The sequence below is a fragment of the Yersinia alsatica genome, assembly GCF_025133195.1.
Taxonomy (GTDB): Bacteria; Pseudomonadota; Gammaproteobacteria; order Enterobacterales; family Enterobacteriaceae; genus Yersinia; species Yersinia alsatica.
Genome location: NZ_CP104006.1, coordinates 1,353,785 through 1,371,440, shown reverse-complemented (window position 1 = coordinate 1,371,440; position 17,656 = coordinate 1,353,785). Strand labels below are relative to the sequence as shown.

Sequence of the window (17,656 nt, the reverse complement as noted above, 5' to 3'; positions counted from 1 at the left end):
ATGCCGGTAATTAAAGTACGTGAAAACGAGCCGTTCGACGTAGCTCTTCGTCGTTTCAAACGTTCCTGCGAAAAAGCAGGTGTTTTAGCTGAAGTTCGTCGTCGTGAATTCTATGAAAAACCGACTACCGAACGTAAACGCGCTAAAGCTTCTGCTGTAAAACGTCACGCGAAGAAATTGGCTCGCGAAAACGCACGCCGCACTCGTCTGTATTAATTCTTCGGGGGTAACCCCACAGCGTAGTTTTTTATGTTCTAAGAACGCGCAGATCGAGTAGTTGCATACGAAGGCCGTGCTTTCCGAAAGGAATGCGCGGCTTGTTCTCGTTTATGGACTGACCGAATAGGGGCTTATGGCTGGACGAATTCCACGGGTATTTATCAATGACTTGCTGGCTCGTACCGACATCGTCGATCTGATCGATGCTAGGGTAAAGCTAAAGAAGCAAGGCAAAAATTATCACGCGTGCTGTCCGTTCCATCATGAGAAAACTCCCTCATTCACCGTTAATGGCGAAAAGCAGTTTTATCACTGTTTCGGCTGTGGTGCTCATGGTAATGCTGTCGATTTCTTGATGAATTACGATCGACTTGAATTTGTCGAGAGTATCGAGGAATTAGCCACTATGCACGGGCTGGAAGTGCCTTACGAGGCAGGAACCGGCACCACACAGATTGAGCGTCATCAACGACAAAGTCTTTATCAACTGATGGAAAGCCTGAGTGCATTCTATCAACAGTCACTCAAAGGCCAGACAGCCAATCAGGCGCGCGAATACCTTAAACGTCGCGGTTTGAGTGAAGAAATCATCCAACATTTTGCTATCGGTTTTGCCCCTCCTGGTTGGGACAATGCCTTAAAACGTTTTGGTCGTGATGGTGAGAGCCGCACTGCGCTGAACGATGCTGGGATGTTGGTGACTAATGATACAGGGCGAACTTACGATCGTTTTCGTGAGCGCGTCATGTTCCCTATCCGCGATAAACGCGGGCGGGTTATCGCCTTTGGTGGGCGAATTCTGGGTGACGGAGTGCCGAAATACCTCAACTCCCCGGAAACAGAAATTTTTCATAAGGGCCGCCAGTTATACGGCTTGTATGAAGCGCAAGTGAACCACCCTAACCCAACCCGGCTACTCGTGGTTGAAGGTTATATGGATGTGGTGGCACTGGCGCAATTTGGTATCGATTATGCTGTTGCCTCACTGGGTACAGCCACGACCGCGGAGCATATTCAATTATTATTCCGCGCGACTGATAACGTAATTTGTTGTTATGACGGAGATCGGGCCGGTAGAGATGCAGCCTGGCGCGCATTAGAGACGGCACTGCCCTATCTAAATGATGGACGTCAACTACGCTTTATGTTTTTGCCCGATGGCGAAGACCCGGACACTCTGGTACGTAAAGAAGGGAAAGATGCATTCGAACGGCGGATGGAGGAGGCGCAGCCACTCTCAACTTTCTTGTTCGAAACATTGATGCCGCAGGTTGATTTGAGCAGTCCAGACGGGCGCGCCAAATTAAGCACGCTGGCACTCCCTTTGATAAGCCAAGTACCAGGTGAAACTTTGCGTCTTTACCTACGCCAACAGCTAGGTAACAAGTTAGGTTTGCTCGATGACAGCCAGCTTGACAAGCTGATGCCGAAACAGGCTGAAAACATAAATAGCTACCAGCCGCCCCAGCTAAAACGCACAACCATGCGTATACTTATAGGGCTACTGGTACAAAACCCACAACTGGCTACACTTATCCCCTCATTGCAGGGTGTTGAGCAAGCCAAGTTAGCCGGTTTACCGTTATTTATTGAGTTGGTTGAGACTTGTTTAGCCCAACCGGGGCTGACAACCGGTCAGTTATTGGAACTGTATCGTGATAATAAATTCAGCCAACAGCTTGAAACTCTCGCAACATGGAACCACATGATTGTTGAGGACATGGTCGAACAGACTTTTGTCGACACGCTAACCAGCCTGTATGACTCCATATTGGAGCAACGTCAGGAAACACTAATAGCGCGTGATCGTACACATGGATTAAACGCCGAAGAACGTAAAGAGCTTTGGTCTTTGAATCTGGCTTTAGCCAGAAAAAAATGAAATACCTAACGGCTTAAGTGCCGATAAATGTGGGGGCGAATCCCCACAATATGCCGTCATAGCGGGCAGCGGCGACAAAAAAAACAGCCCCAAATGCTATTGTTGGCGGTTTCGCCGACCGACACCAACCCAAATACTCTGAAGTGTGGATACCGTCTTATGGAGCAAAACCCGCAGTCACAGCTGAAGCTACTTGTCACCCGTGGTAAGGAGCAAGGCTATCTGACCTATGCTGAGGTCAATGACCATCTGCCGGAAGATATCGTCGATTCCGATCAGATCGAAGACATCATCCAGATGATTAATGACATGGGCATACAGGTGCTGGAAGAAGCGCCTGATGCCGATGATTTAATGCTGGCCGAGAACACCACTGATACCGACGATGACGCGGCTGAAGCTGCTGCACAGGTGTTGTCCAGTGTTGAATCCGAAATCGGGCGTACAACCGACCCGGTGCGTATGTATATGCGCGAAATGGGTACCGTTGAGCTATTGACGCGTGAAGGCGAGATTGATATTGCCAAACGTATCGAAGACGGTATCAATCAGGTGCAGTGTTCTGTTGCTGAGTACCCTGAAGCAATTACTTATCTGCTGGAACAATATGATCGCGTCGAAGCGGGTGAATCCCGTTTATCTGACCTGATCACCGGCTTTGTTGATCCAAATGCCGAAGAAGATATTGCACCGACAGCAACTCACGTTGGTTCTGAATTATCCACCGAAGAGATGGATGATGACGACGACGAAGATGAAGACGAAGAAGAAGAAGAAGACGACAACAGCATCGATCCAGAGCTGGCACGTCAGAAATTCAGCGAATTGCGTGAGCAGTATGAAAACGCGCGCATGGAAATCAAGAAAAACGGCCGCAGCCATGCTAATGCTGCTGCTGAGATTCTGAAGCTTTCTGAAGTGTTCAAGCAGTTCCGCTTGGTACCGAAGCAGTTCGACTATCTGGTCAATAACATGCGTGCCATGATGGACCGCGTTCGTACTCAAGAACGTATCATCATGAAACTGTGTGTTGAACAGTGCAAAATGCCGAAGAAAAACTTCGTGACTCTGTTTGCTAGCAACGAAACCAGCGATACCTGGTTTGCGGCTGCAATTGCCATGGGTAAACCATGGTCTGAAAAACTGAAAGATGTATCGGATGATGTTCAACGTAGCTTGCAGAAACTGCGCCAGATCGAAGAAGAAACCGGTCTGACAATTGAGCAAGTGAAAGACATCAACCGCCGTATGTCTATCGGTGAAGCGAAAGCGCGTCGTGCCAAGAAAGAAATGGTTGAGGCTAACCTGCGTCTGGTTATCTCTATTGCGAAAAAATACACCAACCGTGGTCTGCAATTCCTTGATTTAATTCAGGAAGGCAACATCGGTTTGATGAAAGCAGTAGATAAATTCGAATACCGTCGCGGTTATAAGTTCTCAACTTATGCCACTTGGTGGATTCGTCAGGCAATCACCCGCTCTATCGCGGATCAGGCACGCACCATCCGTATTCCGGTGCATATGATTGAGACTATTAACAAACTCAACCGTATTTCACGCCAGATGCTGCAAGAGATGGGCCGTGAGCCAACGCCAGAAGAGCTGGCTGAACGTATGCTGATGCCGGAAGACAAGATTCGTAAAGTGCTGAAGATTGCGAAAGAGCCAATCTCAATGGAAACCCCAATTGGTGATGACGAAGATTCACATCTGGGCGATTTCATTGAAGATACCACTCTGGAGCTGCCGCTGGACTCTGCGACCTCTGAGAGCCTGCGTTCTGCAACTCACGACGTGTTAGCTGGCCTGACAGCGCGTGAAGCGAAAGTTCTGCGTATGCGCTTCGGTATCGATATGAACACTGACCACACATTGGAAGAAGTGGGCAAACAGTTCGACGTAACCCGTGAACGTATCCGTCAGATCGAAGCGAAGGCATTGCGTAAACTACGCCATCCGAGCCGTTCTGAAGTGCTACGCAGCTTCCTTGACGATTAATCGTCAGTTGCAGTGATAAGCACACAAAAAACCCCGGCATGCCGGGGTTTTTCTTTTTAGCCAAGTAGCCAATATTTAGCTGATATCTGCGCCACCAACCTGCTATGCCCGTAAAAAACCTTAATTTTGCGCATAAAACACCCATCTGATTCTTCAGCTCTAGACCGCAGGATAAAAACTACCGTATAATCAGCGCCCAAGTCTGGCCCCTTAGCTCAGTTGGTTAGAGCACGCGACTCATAATCGCTTGGTCGCTGGTTCAAGTCCAGCAGGGGCCACCAGATAAAACAAGGAGTTAGATGAGAAATCATCTGACTCCTTTTTCGTTTTATACGAATCGGGTCAGGTAATGGGTCAGGTAAGGAATTGCTTCCCTACCCTGTTCATCTCGCTGCCAGAATCCTTGGATAGTGCTTCGCCACGATATCATTCATCTTTTCTGTCAGATCGTAGCGCTTAAAAGTGATGTGCGCGGTTCCTTTCTGAAAGTAACGGATACTGAAGAAATCATCTTCGTAAACATCCTTCGAAAGGTTGTCCCGAATATGTTCCAACAACCGAGTAGTATTGTACGGGTGACGGCAGGCATCGCTTTATCAGCCTTCTCAGTCAGCCAGCTATCGTAACGATGCCCGGATTTCATCGCCCAGTCTTGCGCTGTACCCCCGCCAATTTCTGAGGTTTGCCGTGAAATGGCATCAAGCTGCTCAATGAGTTGTTCAATCTGTGATGTGGTCGAATAATCAGGACACTAAACTTACATCCAAAATGGAGGTGTTTAGTGAACCAGAAACGAAAATTTACCCCTGAGTTTAAAAAGGAAGCGATAGCCCTGGTGACAGAGCAAAGCTATACGGTAGCTAAAGCGGCAGCATCGCTGGGAATAAGCGACAAAACCCTGCATACATGGGTAACGCTGGCACGCAATCAGAGCGACGGAGTACTCAGTGATGATGAACGGGCAGAGTTAAAGCGATTGCGTAAAGAAAACAAAGAATTACGCCTTGAGAAGGAAATACTAAAAAAGGCGAGTGCCTTCTTCGCGAAGCATATGTCGTGAGATACCGCTTTATCCGTGACAATACCACTGACTTCAGTGTTCGCCTGCTTTGTCGGGTGATGCGGGTGACGGTCTCAGCCTGGTATGCATGGCGAAAAAAGCCCGCTGAGCCTCCGGAGAAAGACGTGGAAACTCGTGTCAGGTTAAAGGCCCTGTTTGCCGCCAGCAGACAGGGTGCGGGAAGCCGGACGCTGGCCAAAAAACTTCGGGAAGAAGGCATCAACATCACCCGCTGGCGGGTGATGAAACTCATGCGGGAAGAGGGGCTGGTCTGTCGCCAGCGCCGTGCATACAAGGTCACCACGAAACCGCGTCCGGGCGCAGAAGTGGCACCGAACCTGCTGAACCAGAATTTTAACCCACCCGGGCCAGACCAGGTGTGGGTGAGCGATATTACGTATCTTAAGACCGGAGAAGGCTGGCTGTATCTGGCGGCGATAATGGATCTGTACTCCCGACGGATAGTGGGCTGGCACGTGGATAAATGCATGAGCGCATCGCTGATCTGCCGGGCGCTGATGAAGGCATATAATCTGCGGAACCCACCCCGGGGTCTGGTGGTGCATACGGACAGGGGCTCGCAGTATACCAGCCAGCGGTTCCAGTCACTTCTGAGCAGCTACGGACTCAGGAGCAGCATGGGAGATGTGGGAGCCTGCTGGGATAATGCGGTGATGGAGCGCTTCTGGGGCAGTCTGAAACATGAATGGCTGTTGCTTGTTCCCCAGCCGACGCGGGCTTATGCGAAACAGGACGTGACGACATATATCCGCCACTACAATCTTGACAGAAATCATGCCGCTAACGGGGAGCTGTCTCCGGTGCGTTACGAGCAGATAGCTGAGAAAAAAGTGTCCTGTTTAACTTGACCAGTACACTGTTTAAGTGCTGCATTACGGCCTGTCACTATGCGTTTAATACTGGTCGAGCAAATCAGCTCGCTATGATCGGTTAATACTTCAGCTTCAGTTTGCATGACATTTTGTCCTTGAAAAGCAAACGCGCCCGCCGGGTAATGGCAGGCGCATTATGCAATATGTAAACAAGGGAGAAAGCTCAGAAATTTAAATCAGGAAGGTTGTACGCAATATTCACCGTACTACGTTGTTACGGCTTTGCTGCAACAAGCCAGTTGCCTGTCGCGCTCGCAGAATATCAACAGCCCGAAGATAAGGGGATTGTTCCTGCCAGCTAAATCCTTTGCGATCTATTCGAACCAGCTCGTCTTTTTCCACTAGAAAATTAACGGCATCGGCCAGCGTGATACCTGCATCGATATGTTTCTGAATAACGATTTCATCACTGAAAGGTGTGTCCTTTAGCATCAGGCCATAGTGTTGTTCCAGCAGGCGTGTCAGAAGCATTTGCCAGATAGCCACGGGTGACAGGCAGAGTTTTAACACCCGCGAAGTTGTTGCAGATTGAGGTTTCATGTTTGCTCTCGTGAAATTAGTTAGCGCTGAGTAGGGTAAATGGCGATGTATACGTAGCCGCAACTGCCAAGGGTATGGGCTTCGCAGGTAAAACCGTTGTGGTACAGGATGACGCAGTGGGCGTGACGAGGATTCATTTCACCGGTGGTCAACATGAATTCCATCTGGCTGATAAAGTGCGGGAATGTTTCATCCAGCTTTCGGCACCCGGCGTCACTGAACTTACCGGTGATACTGGCCCGGTCAGCCAGATAGTGCAGCCGGTTCCCCTCCTGCACCAGACGGGCTCCCAGGCGTGGCGTGATATCCCGCTGCAGGCCCCATGTGATGTTGCTCATTGATAACCTTCTTTATTGTCAGTTCAGGGTGATACTCATCAGGCAGGCATAAGGCCCGTTGCGGTCCTGGCGGCGTTCGGCGTATACCGCCAGGACTCCTGTGATATCCGGAACTTCCCTGCCGGTGTAATGGCAGACGCTACCGTGCCACTGATATTTTCCGGTGCAGTAGCGAAAGATTCGGGACTCAGGATGCTGGCGGTATATCGTCATTGCCCGGCGCTTACTGATAATTTTCATATAATTCCTCACAGCAGACCGTGTTCTGCGAACGAATAGATTTGCCGACCGCCGACAATCAGATGGTCAGGGACGCGGATATCCACCAGTTGAAGTGTCTGTACCAGCCGCTGCGTGAGAGCTTTATCAGCCTGGCTGGGCGTCGTCTCGCCGGAGGGATGGTTATGCGCCAGTATCACCGCTGCGGCATTGAAATACAGGGCGCGCTTAACCACTTCCCGGGGATGGACCTCGATGCGGTTAATCGTGCCGCTAAAGAGCGTCTCATGGGCAATAAGCCGGTTCTGGTTATCCAGATACATCACCCGGAACTCTTCCCGCTCAAGCTCGGCCATATGCAGTCGCAGCCATTCACGGACAGCATGTGTGGAGGTGAAGGCCACCCCGGGTTCATGCAGGTGCCGGTCCAGAGCCCTGAGAGCACGCTGAATGAGACGCCGGTCCTGTGGCGTCATTTCGCCGGGTAAAAAGGAAAGCTGTTTCATCCGTTGTTCCTCTGTTCAGTCGATGATGCGCAGAATGGCGCTGGATTCAGAGTGCTGCAGGGCATAGTCCCGCAGGCGGTAATAGTGTTCAGTCATGGCGTAGCATTCGGTGCGACAGGCGTGATGGCTGTATTCAATCAGGCAGACCGCAATGCCTGCGGCTTCCACGCTCATTTCCGCATCATTGCCGTTCATGCCGTTGAACAGATGCCATTTATCGTCACCGTCAGCATCGGGAGCCATAAACGCACCGCCATTGCTGAGCGTGTAAAAGGACCAGACACCACCGCTGTACTCATCACAGAAGCGGTCCATCCAGGCAAAAATGCGGGGTTCCAGCGTTATCCACTGCGGGACGAAGCCAAAGTGCTGCGGCCAGAAGCGAATACGCTGTTCGTCGGATACCTGCATTACAGTTAGTTCAAATTCGGATTCGTTAGCGGGTATGAGGTCGCACTGTGTCGCTGTTGTCATGTAAATGTCTCCGTCAATAAAAGGTGCCAGCCGCGATGGCTGGCGTGTGGGGTAATAAAGGATGGTCCGGGAGATGGTTGTCGGGAATGGGGTTTGTCAGTCGGTGAGTAACGACCTGCGGATGCCATAGCGCCGGATATATGGGGTAAGTCCTGCACCGGCATCGGGCTCAAAATTCCAGGCACGCCAGACCATGCTGCCATCATCGTCGCGCACAACCAGACGAAAATGCGTGGTCTGGTCATCTTCGATGGTGACGTTGTGGTAACGACTGATAATGGCTTCGGCCTGCTGCCGGGTGAAAGAACCGGGCGGTAGTAATGGGGATTCAGGCATGATGATGACCTCAAAAAGCAAAAAGCCCTGTTGCACATGGGCAACAGGGCTGGTCGAATGACTTATGTGAAAATCCGTCAGGGTTGATCGAGACAATCCTGCCAGGTGATATCTTTCAGCGCATCGTGAAGACCACGGGCACTGAACGGTTTCGATTCCCCTGACTGAAAGGCAGTGAAAGCCAGTTTGTCTTTTGCTCCTGTGTGCTTCAGTGCTTCAAAAGCCACCTGAGCCGGAACAGCCTCACCCGGAAGCAGAGTTTCATTCTCAAGCGAGTATTTTTCATCGTTTATCAGAAGATACACTTCGCTCATTCCTTCATCAGAGGTGGCGCGGTAATCCTCCTTCGGGTGTAGCCAGGCCACAACCATCTTTTTATTGCTGCAACTGATGGTCAGCTTCTCTCCGGCCTGATTGTCGCTGCTGAGTGCAAACTCCATGCCGCCCGTATTGCCGTACCATTCACCCCACTGTTGTTCGGTCACTGTTGCATGAGTGAAGGCCGGGGCCAGAAAAGACAGCAGGACAGGCAAACAGGGTTTAATTTTCATACTGTTATCCTTTTCAGTTCATTAGCGCTGGTTCAGCTTTTCTTTATACGCGTCTAACTGTGCCTTTAGCTGCGCCAGCGCAGCCGGAGCAATATCGGCGTCAACACGGATAAAATCCTCCTGAATCACGCTGAACTTCACCGGGAGCTTAAATTTGCTCGCACCTGGCCCCCGCAGAATGGCCGTTCCCGTTTGCTCTGTATCACTGACCTGCTGCGCATTTTCAATCATCTGGCACGACACATTTTCATGAATGGAGTCCCATACTTTTTCGCCAATGGCCCTGCAGGCGGCTGAGTGATATTGAGTAAGATTCAGATGTGTCTTTTTCGCTTTATCGAACTCGCTCTCTTTCTGTGGGTGGGCTTTGTAATAATCGAGCTTTTTCTGCAACTGCTCTTCCCGGCGCTTCTGCGCCTGCTGCTGATTGAGCTTATCAATTTCATCCGTATCCGGACGTGCGGTAATGACACCGTCACTGAGGGTCATGCGGACCGGGTAGATGTTGCCGTTACTCAGGTTAGCGACCGCCAGATAACGACCTTCAGATAAGGTTCTGGTGATATTGACTGAAACACAGGACTCCCGCGAATTGAGGTTCTCAAGCATATCGTTTACTGCCAGACAGCCTGATGCTTTGACCGTACTCTCCGGTGAGGCAGCAAAGCTGGAGCCAGCAATCATTGCCAGCAGAGGTAATAATTTAATCAGTTTCATTTTTTTCCTTACTGAAATCAGATGAATAGTTTTTGTGAATACATAAATGCCCCGGATAATACCCACCGGTACATCAGTGGGCAATATCAGGGCAAGGAGTCGGCGGGATACCCCGGTTTTTGATGATACTGCGATAACAGCATCGGGCTCCTCTTTACTGCCAGGTGGATAAAAAGCTGTGCTATTCCGGCCTGTTATCAGCCGGAACAAACGCAAGCAGTGACTGCTGAATAAATCGAAAATGGGGTAAGGCCTGAATGAACACCGGGTCTTCAGCCAGACGACATAAACTGTCGTTACGTCTGAAAGACTCCTGCAGGGGCTGAACCAGATGAATTTCATCCAGCGTGAACACGGCAATATGTCCGTTATGCTCGGCAATCAGATACCACGTCTGCTGGTGGATGAGTAAACGGCACGGAGCCATTCGCTCGCAACGCTGACCGTCAGCAAGCAGCGTGACTTTTCTGCGGTCAGTAATCGCCTTAACCAGTCGCCAGAATGACAACTGCTCTGACGGCGAAGAGGCCGGATTAGCTGGTGGTATAACGCAGGGTGCTTCATCACACATCAACAACGCATTCACCAGTCGGCGGTCAAGACCCGGAAAAAGCCCGGCCAGCCCGCTGCGGTGGGCAAAGATAAGCACATCAGGCACCATCTGCATCTCACTGCCAGCGGTGCGCAGGCGGCAATATCCGGACTGATACTCCAGGTCCAGATACATCAGTCGCTCACGAAAATCACGCCGCAGCGTGCGAACCGATACGCCAAACTCTGCCGCCAGCTTACGCACGCTCAGCGTTTCCCCGGCAACCAGGCGGCTGATTATCAGCGACAGCCTGACCGCCAGTCGGTCATGGCGACGTTCTGCCTGTGTCATGAGAGGTTCTCCGGGAAATTTAACTGACTGAAAATGATGTGATTACTTTAAAGAGGGGCGCGGTCAGGGTATGGACACCGCAGTAACTATTTTTCATTTCTGCAAATGTCAGTTGTGGCGGGGGTTACAGACTATCCCCGGGGGAGTGAGGACCGTGAACATTTAGTAATGCGGACAGGTGGTGTCCGATATTAACAACGTGGCAACATGAAACGTCTACTGCAGTTGCGTGAGCAGTGTTTCTGCCATTACCCACAGCGCACGGTTAAGCTTCACGTCCCCGTCAATGCCACGCACGGCACGGGTATGTGTCCGTCCACCTTTAGCATTACGCCCACTGAGTCCGCCCTTAATCAGGTTTTCCTGCACACATTGATAAGTGGTCCAGAGGTCATTGCTCTCATCCTGCCAGCGGCGCGGGGAGAGTATCTGCGATTCAGTAACCGGCTGGTGGTCCTCACCAAAACGATACGTAAGCGCGGCTTTTGCCAGTGCCTGCTGCGCAGGTGGCGGTAACAGCAACGACTGCATGGCATCCCGCTTTTCTTCCACACGGTCAAAAATCCCCAGCACCTCATAGGCCCCCTCAATAACCTGACTCACCACGTCCCCCTTGTGTGGCACCCTTACCTCGCCAAACGACTCACCGCAAACGAGTCCGTTCTGGCATACCGCACGGAATAACCCCGGCAGCATCTGATATGAGCTGGAGCCATCATGGGAGTTGAGCAGAATAATTTCCGGGACCTGTTTGCCGGTGATTTGGCCCTCTCTACGCAGACGCAGCATGTGCTTTGTATGCTCACGACGCCCTGGGTCACGCACTCGGGTCTGGCAGGCAAAGAAGGGCTGAAAGCCTTCCCGCTGCAGGCTGTCCAGCAGGGATATGGTGGGTATGTAGGTGTAGCGTTCACTACGGGACTCGTGTTTGTCCTCGCTGAATACGCTGGGCACCACGCGAAACAGCTCTTCACGGGTTAAAGGGCGGTCACGACGGATAAGATTTGCAGCGCCAAAGCGCGAAGCCAGACGGGCCATAAGCAGACTCCTCATAACGGGAAAACAAATAAAAGAAAGCCCCGTCGCACAGGCGACAGGGCTCGGGAAAGAACAGACAAGCGTTAAAGGTTCAGAAGAAGAAATTCCAGACGGCCCGGGCGACCGACACCACGGTGTCACGCACCGCGCGTATGACTGCCTGCACCGGAGCCGGTATCAGCGGCAGGGCACTCACCGCATCCAGCGCCGCCCCGACGGTTTCACCAAAATCGTCACGCGCTTTTTCCTGGACCGTCGCTGTGCGAAAGGGATGTTGCAGTTGCGCTACCACCGGGCTGCTGGCTTCACGTGGCAGGCAGCGGATCATCCGTTCGGCCATTATCCGCAATCCCCACTGCAGACGAACCGACACCGCACACACAGGATGTACGGGCTGAAATAAATCATACAACAGGCAGATTTTTCGGCTTATGTTCTGCTTCTGCTTCGTAGACAATTTACCATTACCGCTGGTGGGTTCGGCCTTATCCGACTGGCTGATAACAAACAGCACCTTATGCCGGTAAGTCTCACCCATCACCTGATGATAAAAATGTTCATCCACCGCCAGCGCCCGGTCATCGGCCTTAATCAGCCACAGCACCAGATCCAGTCGGGGAAGCTGTTCACGGTACAGCGCAGCATACTCAGTATCGCGGGCTCTGCTTTCTCCTACACCTGGAAGGTCAACGATCGTCATATAACGCTCGCCGACCTGCAAACGAAAGCGTAGTGGTTCTCGGGTACAGGCAGTAACATCACTGACTGGTGAGACTTCTCCGGCAAATAAGGCATTACACAGACTGCTCTTACCTGCTCCAGTTTTCCCCATAATGCCGATCACAGGTTCATATTCAGTAAGCGAGTGTATATGTTTTAGGATCGTATCAGACAGTCGTGTAGGCAGCGCGGCCATCGCCTTGTTGATGGTATTGATACCCTCTTGTTTACTCATGATTTTTCCAGAGAGAAAATAAAATAACAACGGCGAACCGACAAGTTCGCCGTATGGATGGTTGTGTTCAGAGAAATGATATATGTCTGAAAATATTTGGATTATCTGGTGCCACTTAGATAGTGAAAACTGGGCTACAGGCATGTCGGGAATAACCTACATCTCTCGGTTTAAGGATCGATGAAGTCGTTGATTAGTGTTAATATTACCGCCAATTTTTCAGCGTTCTGATTCTTTCTGTGAATCAACGTATTGTGCTTCCCTGATAGCCGAACGCTTGAACCTACAATGCTCAGAATTGATAAGAAAAAAGGAATATATGTCCAGGCTGACTGATTTAATAGCGCAAGCGAAGGCCAAAGATCCGCAACTGGCCGCTGATCTTGATCGAGAAATCAAGATCCTATCGTCACGTCTCCCCTTTGGGCTTAATTTTGAACGACACAGCCCTGAAGTTGTTGAGTTGCCATTGCGGCCTATTCGCAAGGGAGACAAGGTTCGCGTGCTGCCAGAGCGTGGGTCAACGAAGAAAGGTGATCAACGGCTGTGGCAAGTTAAAGCCATTCATAAGTCGAAGAAAGTCGCTAATCTCGAATTGCTGGGCGCGGCTGATATCGAAACTCAGAATGTAGCGCTTGACGACCTTGTAGTTATAGCTGAATTTCGTGACACGATCTGGCCGGGTCTGGTTAGTACAGGAAAAGTGCAACGCGGCGGAGACAAACCTTTCCACTCAGTTATCAATGGCGAGAACTACCATGTGTTAAAGGCATTAACCTACACACACAGGGGCAAAGTGGATGCCATCTATATCGACCCGCCGTATAACACAGGGGCAAAAGACTGGAAGTACAATAATGACTACGTCGAAGGTGACGACATCTATCGACATAGCAAATGGTTGGCGATGATGGAACGTCGCTTGCTGGTAGCTAAAGAATTGTTAAATCCAGCGGATTCTGTGTTGATCGTCACTATTGATGAAAAGGAATATCTGCGGCTGGGAATGTTGCTGGAACAAATATTTCCGGAAGCTAATGTGCAGATGGTTTCATCAGTTATAAATCCAAAGGGAGCTTCTCGTGGAAACGGATTTCGACGTACTGATGAATATCTCTATTTTGTGATGTTTGGAGCTTCATCACCTGCACGCCTTCAGCTTGGTGCTGATTGGGCTAGTTCTGCTTCAAGTACAGTAGAGGATAATGAAGAAGGGAAAGCACCATCGACACCAGAATGGACCTCAATGATGCGACGTGGTTCACACGCTTCCCGTACGGAGCGGCCTGGGCTTTTTTTCCCAATATATGCTACTCCCGATGGAAAACGAATTGTTGAGATTGGCGAGAGCATTCCGTTAGGAGCAGAACTCCCACAAGACAGACCCGGACTGACGACTATTTGGCCTCTACGTTCAGATGGTTCAGAAGGTGTATGGCAAGTTGGGCCTGCAGAATTACGAAATCGCATTGAGCAAGGTAGGGTTAGACTAGGACGAGCCACTTCCTATGGTTTTGTCGTGAATTATCTTCCTGACGGTGCGTATGCAGCCGTATTGTCTGACCTTTTCGAAATACATGGTCGTGCTGAGGATGGCTCACTAATAGCAACAGGTCGCCGCGATACTCGACGAGTTGCCCCCTCACAGTGGAAAATTGCATCTCATAATGCCTCAGAGTATGGCACAGCCCTTCTTCGGTCCTTGTTACCGTCGAGGACTTTTCCATTCCCTAAATCGCTTTATGCTGTTGAGGACGCTCTTCGCTTTTTTGTTGCTAACAAGCCCAAAGCAATCATTCTCGATTTCTTTAGTGGCTCAGGTACAACAGCCCACGCAGTCATGCGCCTAAACAAGCAGGATGGTGGCTATCGTCAGTGCATCTCTGTCACTAATAACGAAGTCGCTGCCGACGAACAGAAAAAATTGCGACAACAGGGCTTTCGCCCCGGAGATCCTGACTGGGAAAATTGGGGCATTTGTGACTACATAACCAAACCACGTGTACAGGCCGCCATCACAGGGAAAACGCCGAAAGGACAACCTATTAAGGGCAATTATAAATTTATCGATGAGTTCCCCATGTCTGAAGGCTTCGAGGAAAACGCCGAATTTTTCACCCTGACCTACGAAGCTGAGAAATCGGTTAGCCACAATTTGGCCTTTGTTCACATTGCGCCGTTACTGTGGCTACGCGCTGGCGCATGCGGCAAACGTATTGACAAACTGCCTGCTGAAGGATGGGCGGTGACTGATGCTTATGGCCTGCTGTCGGCTATGGATCAGGCCACACCCTTCATTGAAGCCATTAGCCATGCTAATGACGTACGCGTGGCCTTCATCGTCACCGACGATGATCGTCACTTCCAAGCTGTCACCAGACGTTTACCAAAAGGCGTTGAGCCTGTGCGTCTGTACGAATCGTACCTGACAAATTTCAGCTTCATCAGTGGGGAATAAACAGAATGAAGTTCACTCTCAAGGACTACCAGCGCGATGCTGTGCGTGATTCGCTGGTAAATCTCAGAAAGGCTCGCCGTTACTGGCATAACGAGAATGAAAAGAGCGCCTTCTCTTTAACGGCTGTGACCGGTGCGGGTAAGACTGTCATGGCTGCCGCTGCGTTTGAAGCATTATTTCATGGCGACGACGAATTTAATTTCGATGCCGATCCCGGTGCGGTCGTGATCTGGTTCAGTGACGATCCTGCACTGAACGAACAAACCCGTTTTCGCCTGATGGAGGCCAGTGACCGTATCAACTATAACGATATGGTAGTCGTTGAACACCCTTTCAGTCGGCGCAAGTTTCAGGCCGGGAAAATCTATTTCCTTAACACGCAGAAGTTTGGCAAGAATAGCCTATTGGTGCGCGGGTTCGATGATAAAGGCGGGCTTTTCGAAGCAGCACCTGATGCGCAGGCTTATACGTTGTGGGATACCATCCAGAACACCATCGAAGATCCGGATCTGACACTTTACTTGGTGCTGGATGAAGCGCACAGGGGGATGGGTTCATCAACGACTTCCAGCGAAGCAGCTAAAAGTACCATTGTGCAACGGCTCATCAATGGTTCGGCTGGGGTAAAGGGTATACCAGTAGTATGGGGGATCTCCGCAACAGTTGAACGTTTCGACAAAGCCATCGTGAATGCTGGTCATCATGTCAAACTGCCGAATGTAGTGGTTGACCCCGCTAAAGTGCAGGAATCGGGACTTATCAAGGACGATATCATTCTGGGTGTGCCGGATGAAGCTGGTGACTTCGATACAGTGTGGGTACGCCGTGCTGCCGACAAACTCAGGGAAGCGACCGATGCCTGGACAGAGTACGCAAGACAGCAGGAAACCGTGAGCGAAGTAGTGCCTCTGATGGTATTCCAGGTACCCAATATGCCAGATCCGAACGAGGTCGGACGCTGGCTGGATACGTTATTCTCCCGTTATCCTGAATTGCCCACTGATAGTGTTGCTCATGTTTTCGGTGAACACACCACACAACGTTTCGGCCAACATCAGGTACCTTATATTGAACCGCAGCGGGTGCAGGAATCAGCCTGGCTACGTGTACTGATTGCTAAGGATGCCATCAGCACTGGTTGGGATTGCCCGCGTGCCGAAGTGATGGTTTCATTCCGCGCGGCCAGCGACAGGACACATATTACACAATTGCTGGGGCGTATGGTGCGAACTCCACTGGCAAGACGTATTCCGGGTAATGAGCGCTTAAACTCAGTAGAATGCCTGTTGCCTAAGTTTAATACCAATACCGTGAGAGATGTCGTCAATACCTTGTTTAAGGGCGATGATACCTCTCCTCCAAGCGGACGCGTCCTAGTTAACCCTGTGGAGATGAAACCTAACCCGGCGGCTTCAGCTGCCGTATGGGAAGTATTTGAAGCGCTACCTTCGCAAACCCGACCACAGAAAGGAGCCAGACCCGCCCGACGTCTGACCGCGCTGGCACAGGAACTGGTTGATGACGGAATTCTTGATGGGGCAGTCAAAAAAGCCCATGCTGCTTTGCACGCTGTCCTGGACAAGTTCCAGACAGAAAATGCTGAAAAAATCCAAAACAAGCGCAATGCAGTGCTCGTTGTGGATGGAAAAGCGGTAGTTGCCAGCCTGAAGAACAAAGCAATGACCTTCAACGAATTCTGGGAGGAGGCGGACGTAGCGGTGATTGATGACGCCTACCGGCGTGCAGCACGAATCTTCAGCCCGGATGTTTCACGTACCTATGTCGAATATGTTGCCGATAAGGTCGTGGATCGAGAAGAAGATGCAGAGGAGTACCTGGAAACAATCATGGAAGCTCGTGTGACCCTTGCTGGCCTGGGGCTGGTGATGGAGGTGCAGGATTACTTCGATGCCGAGGCAGATAAACTGGCAAAGGCGTGGCTGGCCGATTACACATCGAAGATCAAGTCGTTGAAAGATGAGCGTAAAGAGGCTTATCGTCAAATCGTCGAAATGAGTACCGAACCGCAGGATCTGGATCTGGTCAGGCCAGAGAACAAATTTGAAATGACCAGGGCGCGTGAAGGTGAGAAGGAAACTGACCTTCCAGTATGGAAACACCATTTGTTGTGTGACGAAAGCGGGAACTATCCGGCTCAGTTGAACCATTGGGAAACCAAGGTCTTTGAGATCGAAACCAAACGTGAAGGATTTGCTTTCTGGTATCGTAATCCACAGTACACAGGTCAGTCGTCACTGGGAATCGCCTATGTTGAAGCCGAACAGTACAAGATTGTTCGTCCCGATTTCCTATTCTTTGCCGAACAGGATGACAAAATGGTTGTGGACTTGGTAGATCCACATGGCCTACATCTGGCTGATGCTTTGCCCAAACTGAAAGGACTGGCGCTATATGCCGAACATCATCCTGGTGCTTACAGACGAATCGAATCCGTCGCCGAAGTAAAGGGTAAGTTACGGGTGTTAGATTTGAAACGGCATGATGTACGAAGTGCTATAGCTGTAGCTGAAAATGCGGAAACGTTATTCAGTAGTGGACTTGCCAATGACTATTAGCATCCTAAGATAA

The 17,656-nt window shown here is 50.6% G+C and carries 17 protein-coding genes, 1 tRNA gene and 2 pseudogenes; 7 read left to right on the top strand and 13 right to left on the bottom strand.

From position 1 onward, the window contains the following. The 4 genes from rpsU to N0H69_RS05990 all read left to right on the top strand — a co-directional run bounded on the left by rpsU (position 1) and on the right by N0H69_RS05990 (position 4,380). Positions 1-216 carry a 30S ribosomal protein S21 gene (gene rpsU, locus N0H69_RS06005; protein ID WP_001144069.1) on the top strand — a complete coding sequence of 72 codons (216 nt, stop codon included), beginning with the start codon at positions 1-3 and terminating at the stop codon, positions 214-216. A 136-nt stretch (positions 217-352) separates the two neighbouring features. Next, a complete protein-coding gene (gene dnaG / locus N0H69_RS06000) occupies positions 353-2,101 on the top strand; it encodes a DNA primase (protein ID WP_050108655.1) in 1,749 nt (582 codons plus the stop codon). Positions 2,102-2,260: 159 nt separating this feature from the next. Continuing rightward, the gene (gene rpoD, locus N0H69_RS05995) at positions 2,261-4,099 is read left to right on the top strand and encodes an RNA polymerase sigma factor RpoD (protein ID WP_050150739.1); all 1,839 of its coding nucleotides are present in this window, start codon (positions 2,261-2,263) and stop codon (positions 4,097-4,099) included. Between the two features lie 204 nt (positions 4,100-4,303). After that, positions 4,304-4,380 (top strand) — tRNA-Ile (locus N0H69_RS05990). A 102-nt stretch (positions 4,381-4,482) separates the two neighbouring features. Here N0H69_RS05990 and N0H69_RS05985 read toward each other — a convergent pair. Then, a pseudogene (locus tag N0H69_RS05985) lies at positions 4,483-4,826 on the bottom strand (DUF4942 domain-containing protein); the annotation flags it as partial. A 15-nt stretch (positions 4,827-4,841) separates the two neighbouring features. Here N0H69_RS05985 and N0H69_RS05980 point away from each other — a divergent pair. Further along, a protein-coding gene (locus tag N0H69_RS05980; protein ID WP_375541938.1) for an IS3 family transposase occupies positions 4,842-6,028 on the top strand; the annotation gives its coding sequence in 2 pieces (ribosomal slippage) (positions 4,842-5,118 and positions 5,118-6,028; 1,188 coding nt in all). Between the two features lie 8 nt (positions 6,029-6,036). Here the strand turns inward: N0H69_RS05980 and N0H69_RS05975 are convergent. The 12 genes and pseudogenes from N0H69_RS05975 to N0H69_RS05920 all read right to left on the bottom strand — a co-directional run. Beyond that, a pseudogene (locus N0H69_RS05975) lies at positions 6,037-6,135 on the bottom strand (DUF4942 domain-containing protein); the annotation flags it as partial. Between the two features lie 115 nt (positions 6,136-6,250). Beyond that, positions 6,251-6,592 carry a TA system toxin CbtA family protein gene (locus N0H69_RS05970; protein ID WP_151419917.1) on the bottom strand — a complete coding sequence of 114 codons (342 nt, stop codon included), beginning with the start codon at positions 6,590-6,592 and terminating at the stop codon, positions 6,251-6,253. Between the two features lie 20 nt (positions 6,593-6,612). Continuing rightward, positions 6,613-6,930 carry a type IV toxin-antitoxin system YeeU family antitoxin gene (locus N0H69_RS05965; protein ID WP_151419916.1) on the bottom strand — a complete coding sequence of 106 codons (318 nt, stop codon included), beginning with the start codon at positions 6,928-6,930 and terminating at the stop codon, positions 6,613-6,615. Between the two features lie 18 nt (positions 6,931-6,948). Then, entirely contained in the window at positions 6,949-7,170 is a 222-nt protein-coding gene (locus N0H69_RS05960) for a DUF987 domain-containing protein (protein ID WP_100188781.1), read from the bottom strand. A gap of 8 nt (positions 7,171-7,178) precedes the next feature. After that, positions 7,179-7,655 (bottom strand): RadC family protein, encoded by a 477-nt coding sequence (radC, locus tag N0H69_RS05955; RefSeq protein ID WP_151419915.1) that lies wholly within the window; start codon positions 7,653-7,655, stop codon positions 7,179-7,181. Positions 7,656-7,670: 15 nt separating this feature from the next. Further along, entirely contained in the window at positions 7,671-8,129 is a 459-nt protein-coding gene (locus N0H69_RS05950) for an antirestriction protein (protein ID WP_128451210.1), read from the bottom strand. Between the two features lie 96 nt (positions 8,130-8,225). Then, positions 8,226-8,465 (bottom strand): DUF905 domain-containing protein, encoded by a 240-nt coding sequence (locus N0H69_RS05945; protein ID WP_151419914.1) that lies wholly within the window; start codon positions 8,463-8,465, stop codon positions 8,226-8,228. 77 nt (positions 8,466-8,542) lie between these two features. Beyond that, positions 8,543-9,016, bottom strand: coding sequence for a hypothetical protein (locus N0H69_RS05940; RefSeq protein ID WP_151419913.1), 474 nt, complete (start codon positions 9,014-9,016; stop codon positions 8,543-8,545). Between the two features lie 21 nt (positions 9,017-9,037). Next, positions 9,038-9,733, bottom strand: a complete 696-nt coding sequence (locus N0H69_RS05935) for a hypothetical protein (RefSeq protein ID WP_151419912.1) — start codon at positions 9,731-9,733, stop codon at positions 9,038-9,040. Between the two features lie 181 nt (positions 9,734-9,914). Further along, entirely contained in the window at positions 9,915-10,616 is a 702-nt protein-coding gene (locus tag N0H69_RS05930; protein ID WP_151419911.1) for a DeoR family transcriptional regulator, read from the bottom strand. Between the two features lie 216 nt (positions 10,617-10,832). After that, a complete protein-coding gene (locus N0H69_RS05925) occupies positions 10,833-11,654 on the bottom strand; it encodes a DUF932 domain-containing protein (protein ID WP_151419910.1) in 822 nt (273 codons plus the stop codon). Between the two features lie 91 nt (positions 11,655-11,745). Further along, positions 11,746-12,570 (bottom strand): GTPase family protein, encoded by an 825-nt coding sequence (locus N0H69_RS05920; RefSeq protein ID WP_375541937.1) that lies wholly within the window; start codon positions 12,568-12,570, stop codon positions 11,746-11,748. 358 nt (positions 12,571-12,928) lie between these two features. On the opposite strand from N0H69_RS05920, the gene N0H69_RS05915 reads away from it, so the two are divergent. Beyond that, the gene (locus N0H69_RS05915) at positions 12,929-15,067 is read left to right on the top strand and encodes a site-specific DNA-methyltransferase (RefSeq protein ID WP_259705573.1); all 2,139 of its coding nucleotides are present in this window, start codon (positions 12,929-12,931) and stop codon (positions 15,065-15,067) included. A 5-nt stretch (positions 15,068-15,072) separates the two neighbouring features. Beyond that, complete coding sequence (locus tag N0H69_RS05910; RefSeq protein WP_151419909.1) at positions 15,073-17,643, top strand: DEAD/DEAH box helicase; 2,571 nt, start codon at positions 15,073-15,075, stop codon at positions 17,641-17,643. Positions 17,644-17,656: the final 13 nt, after the last annotated feature.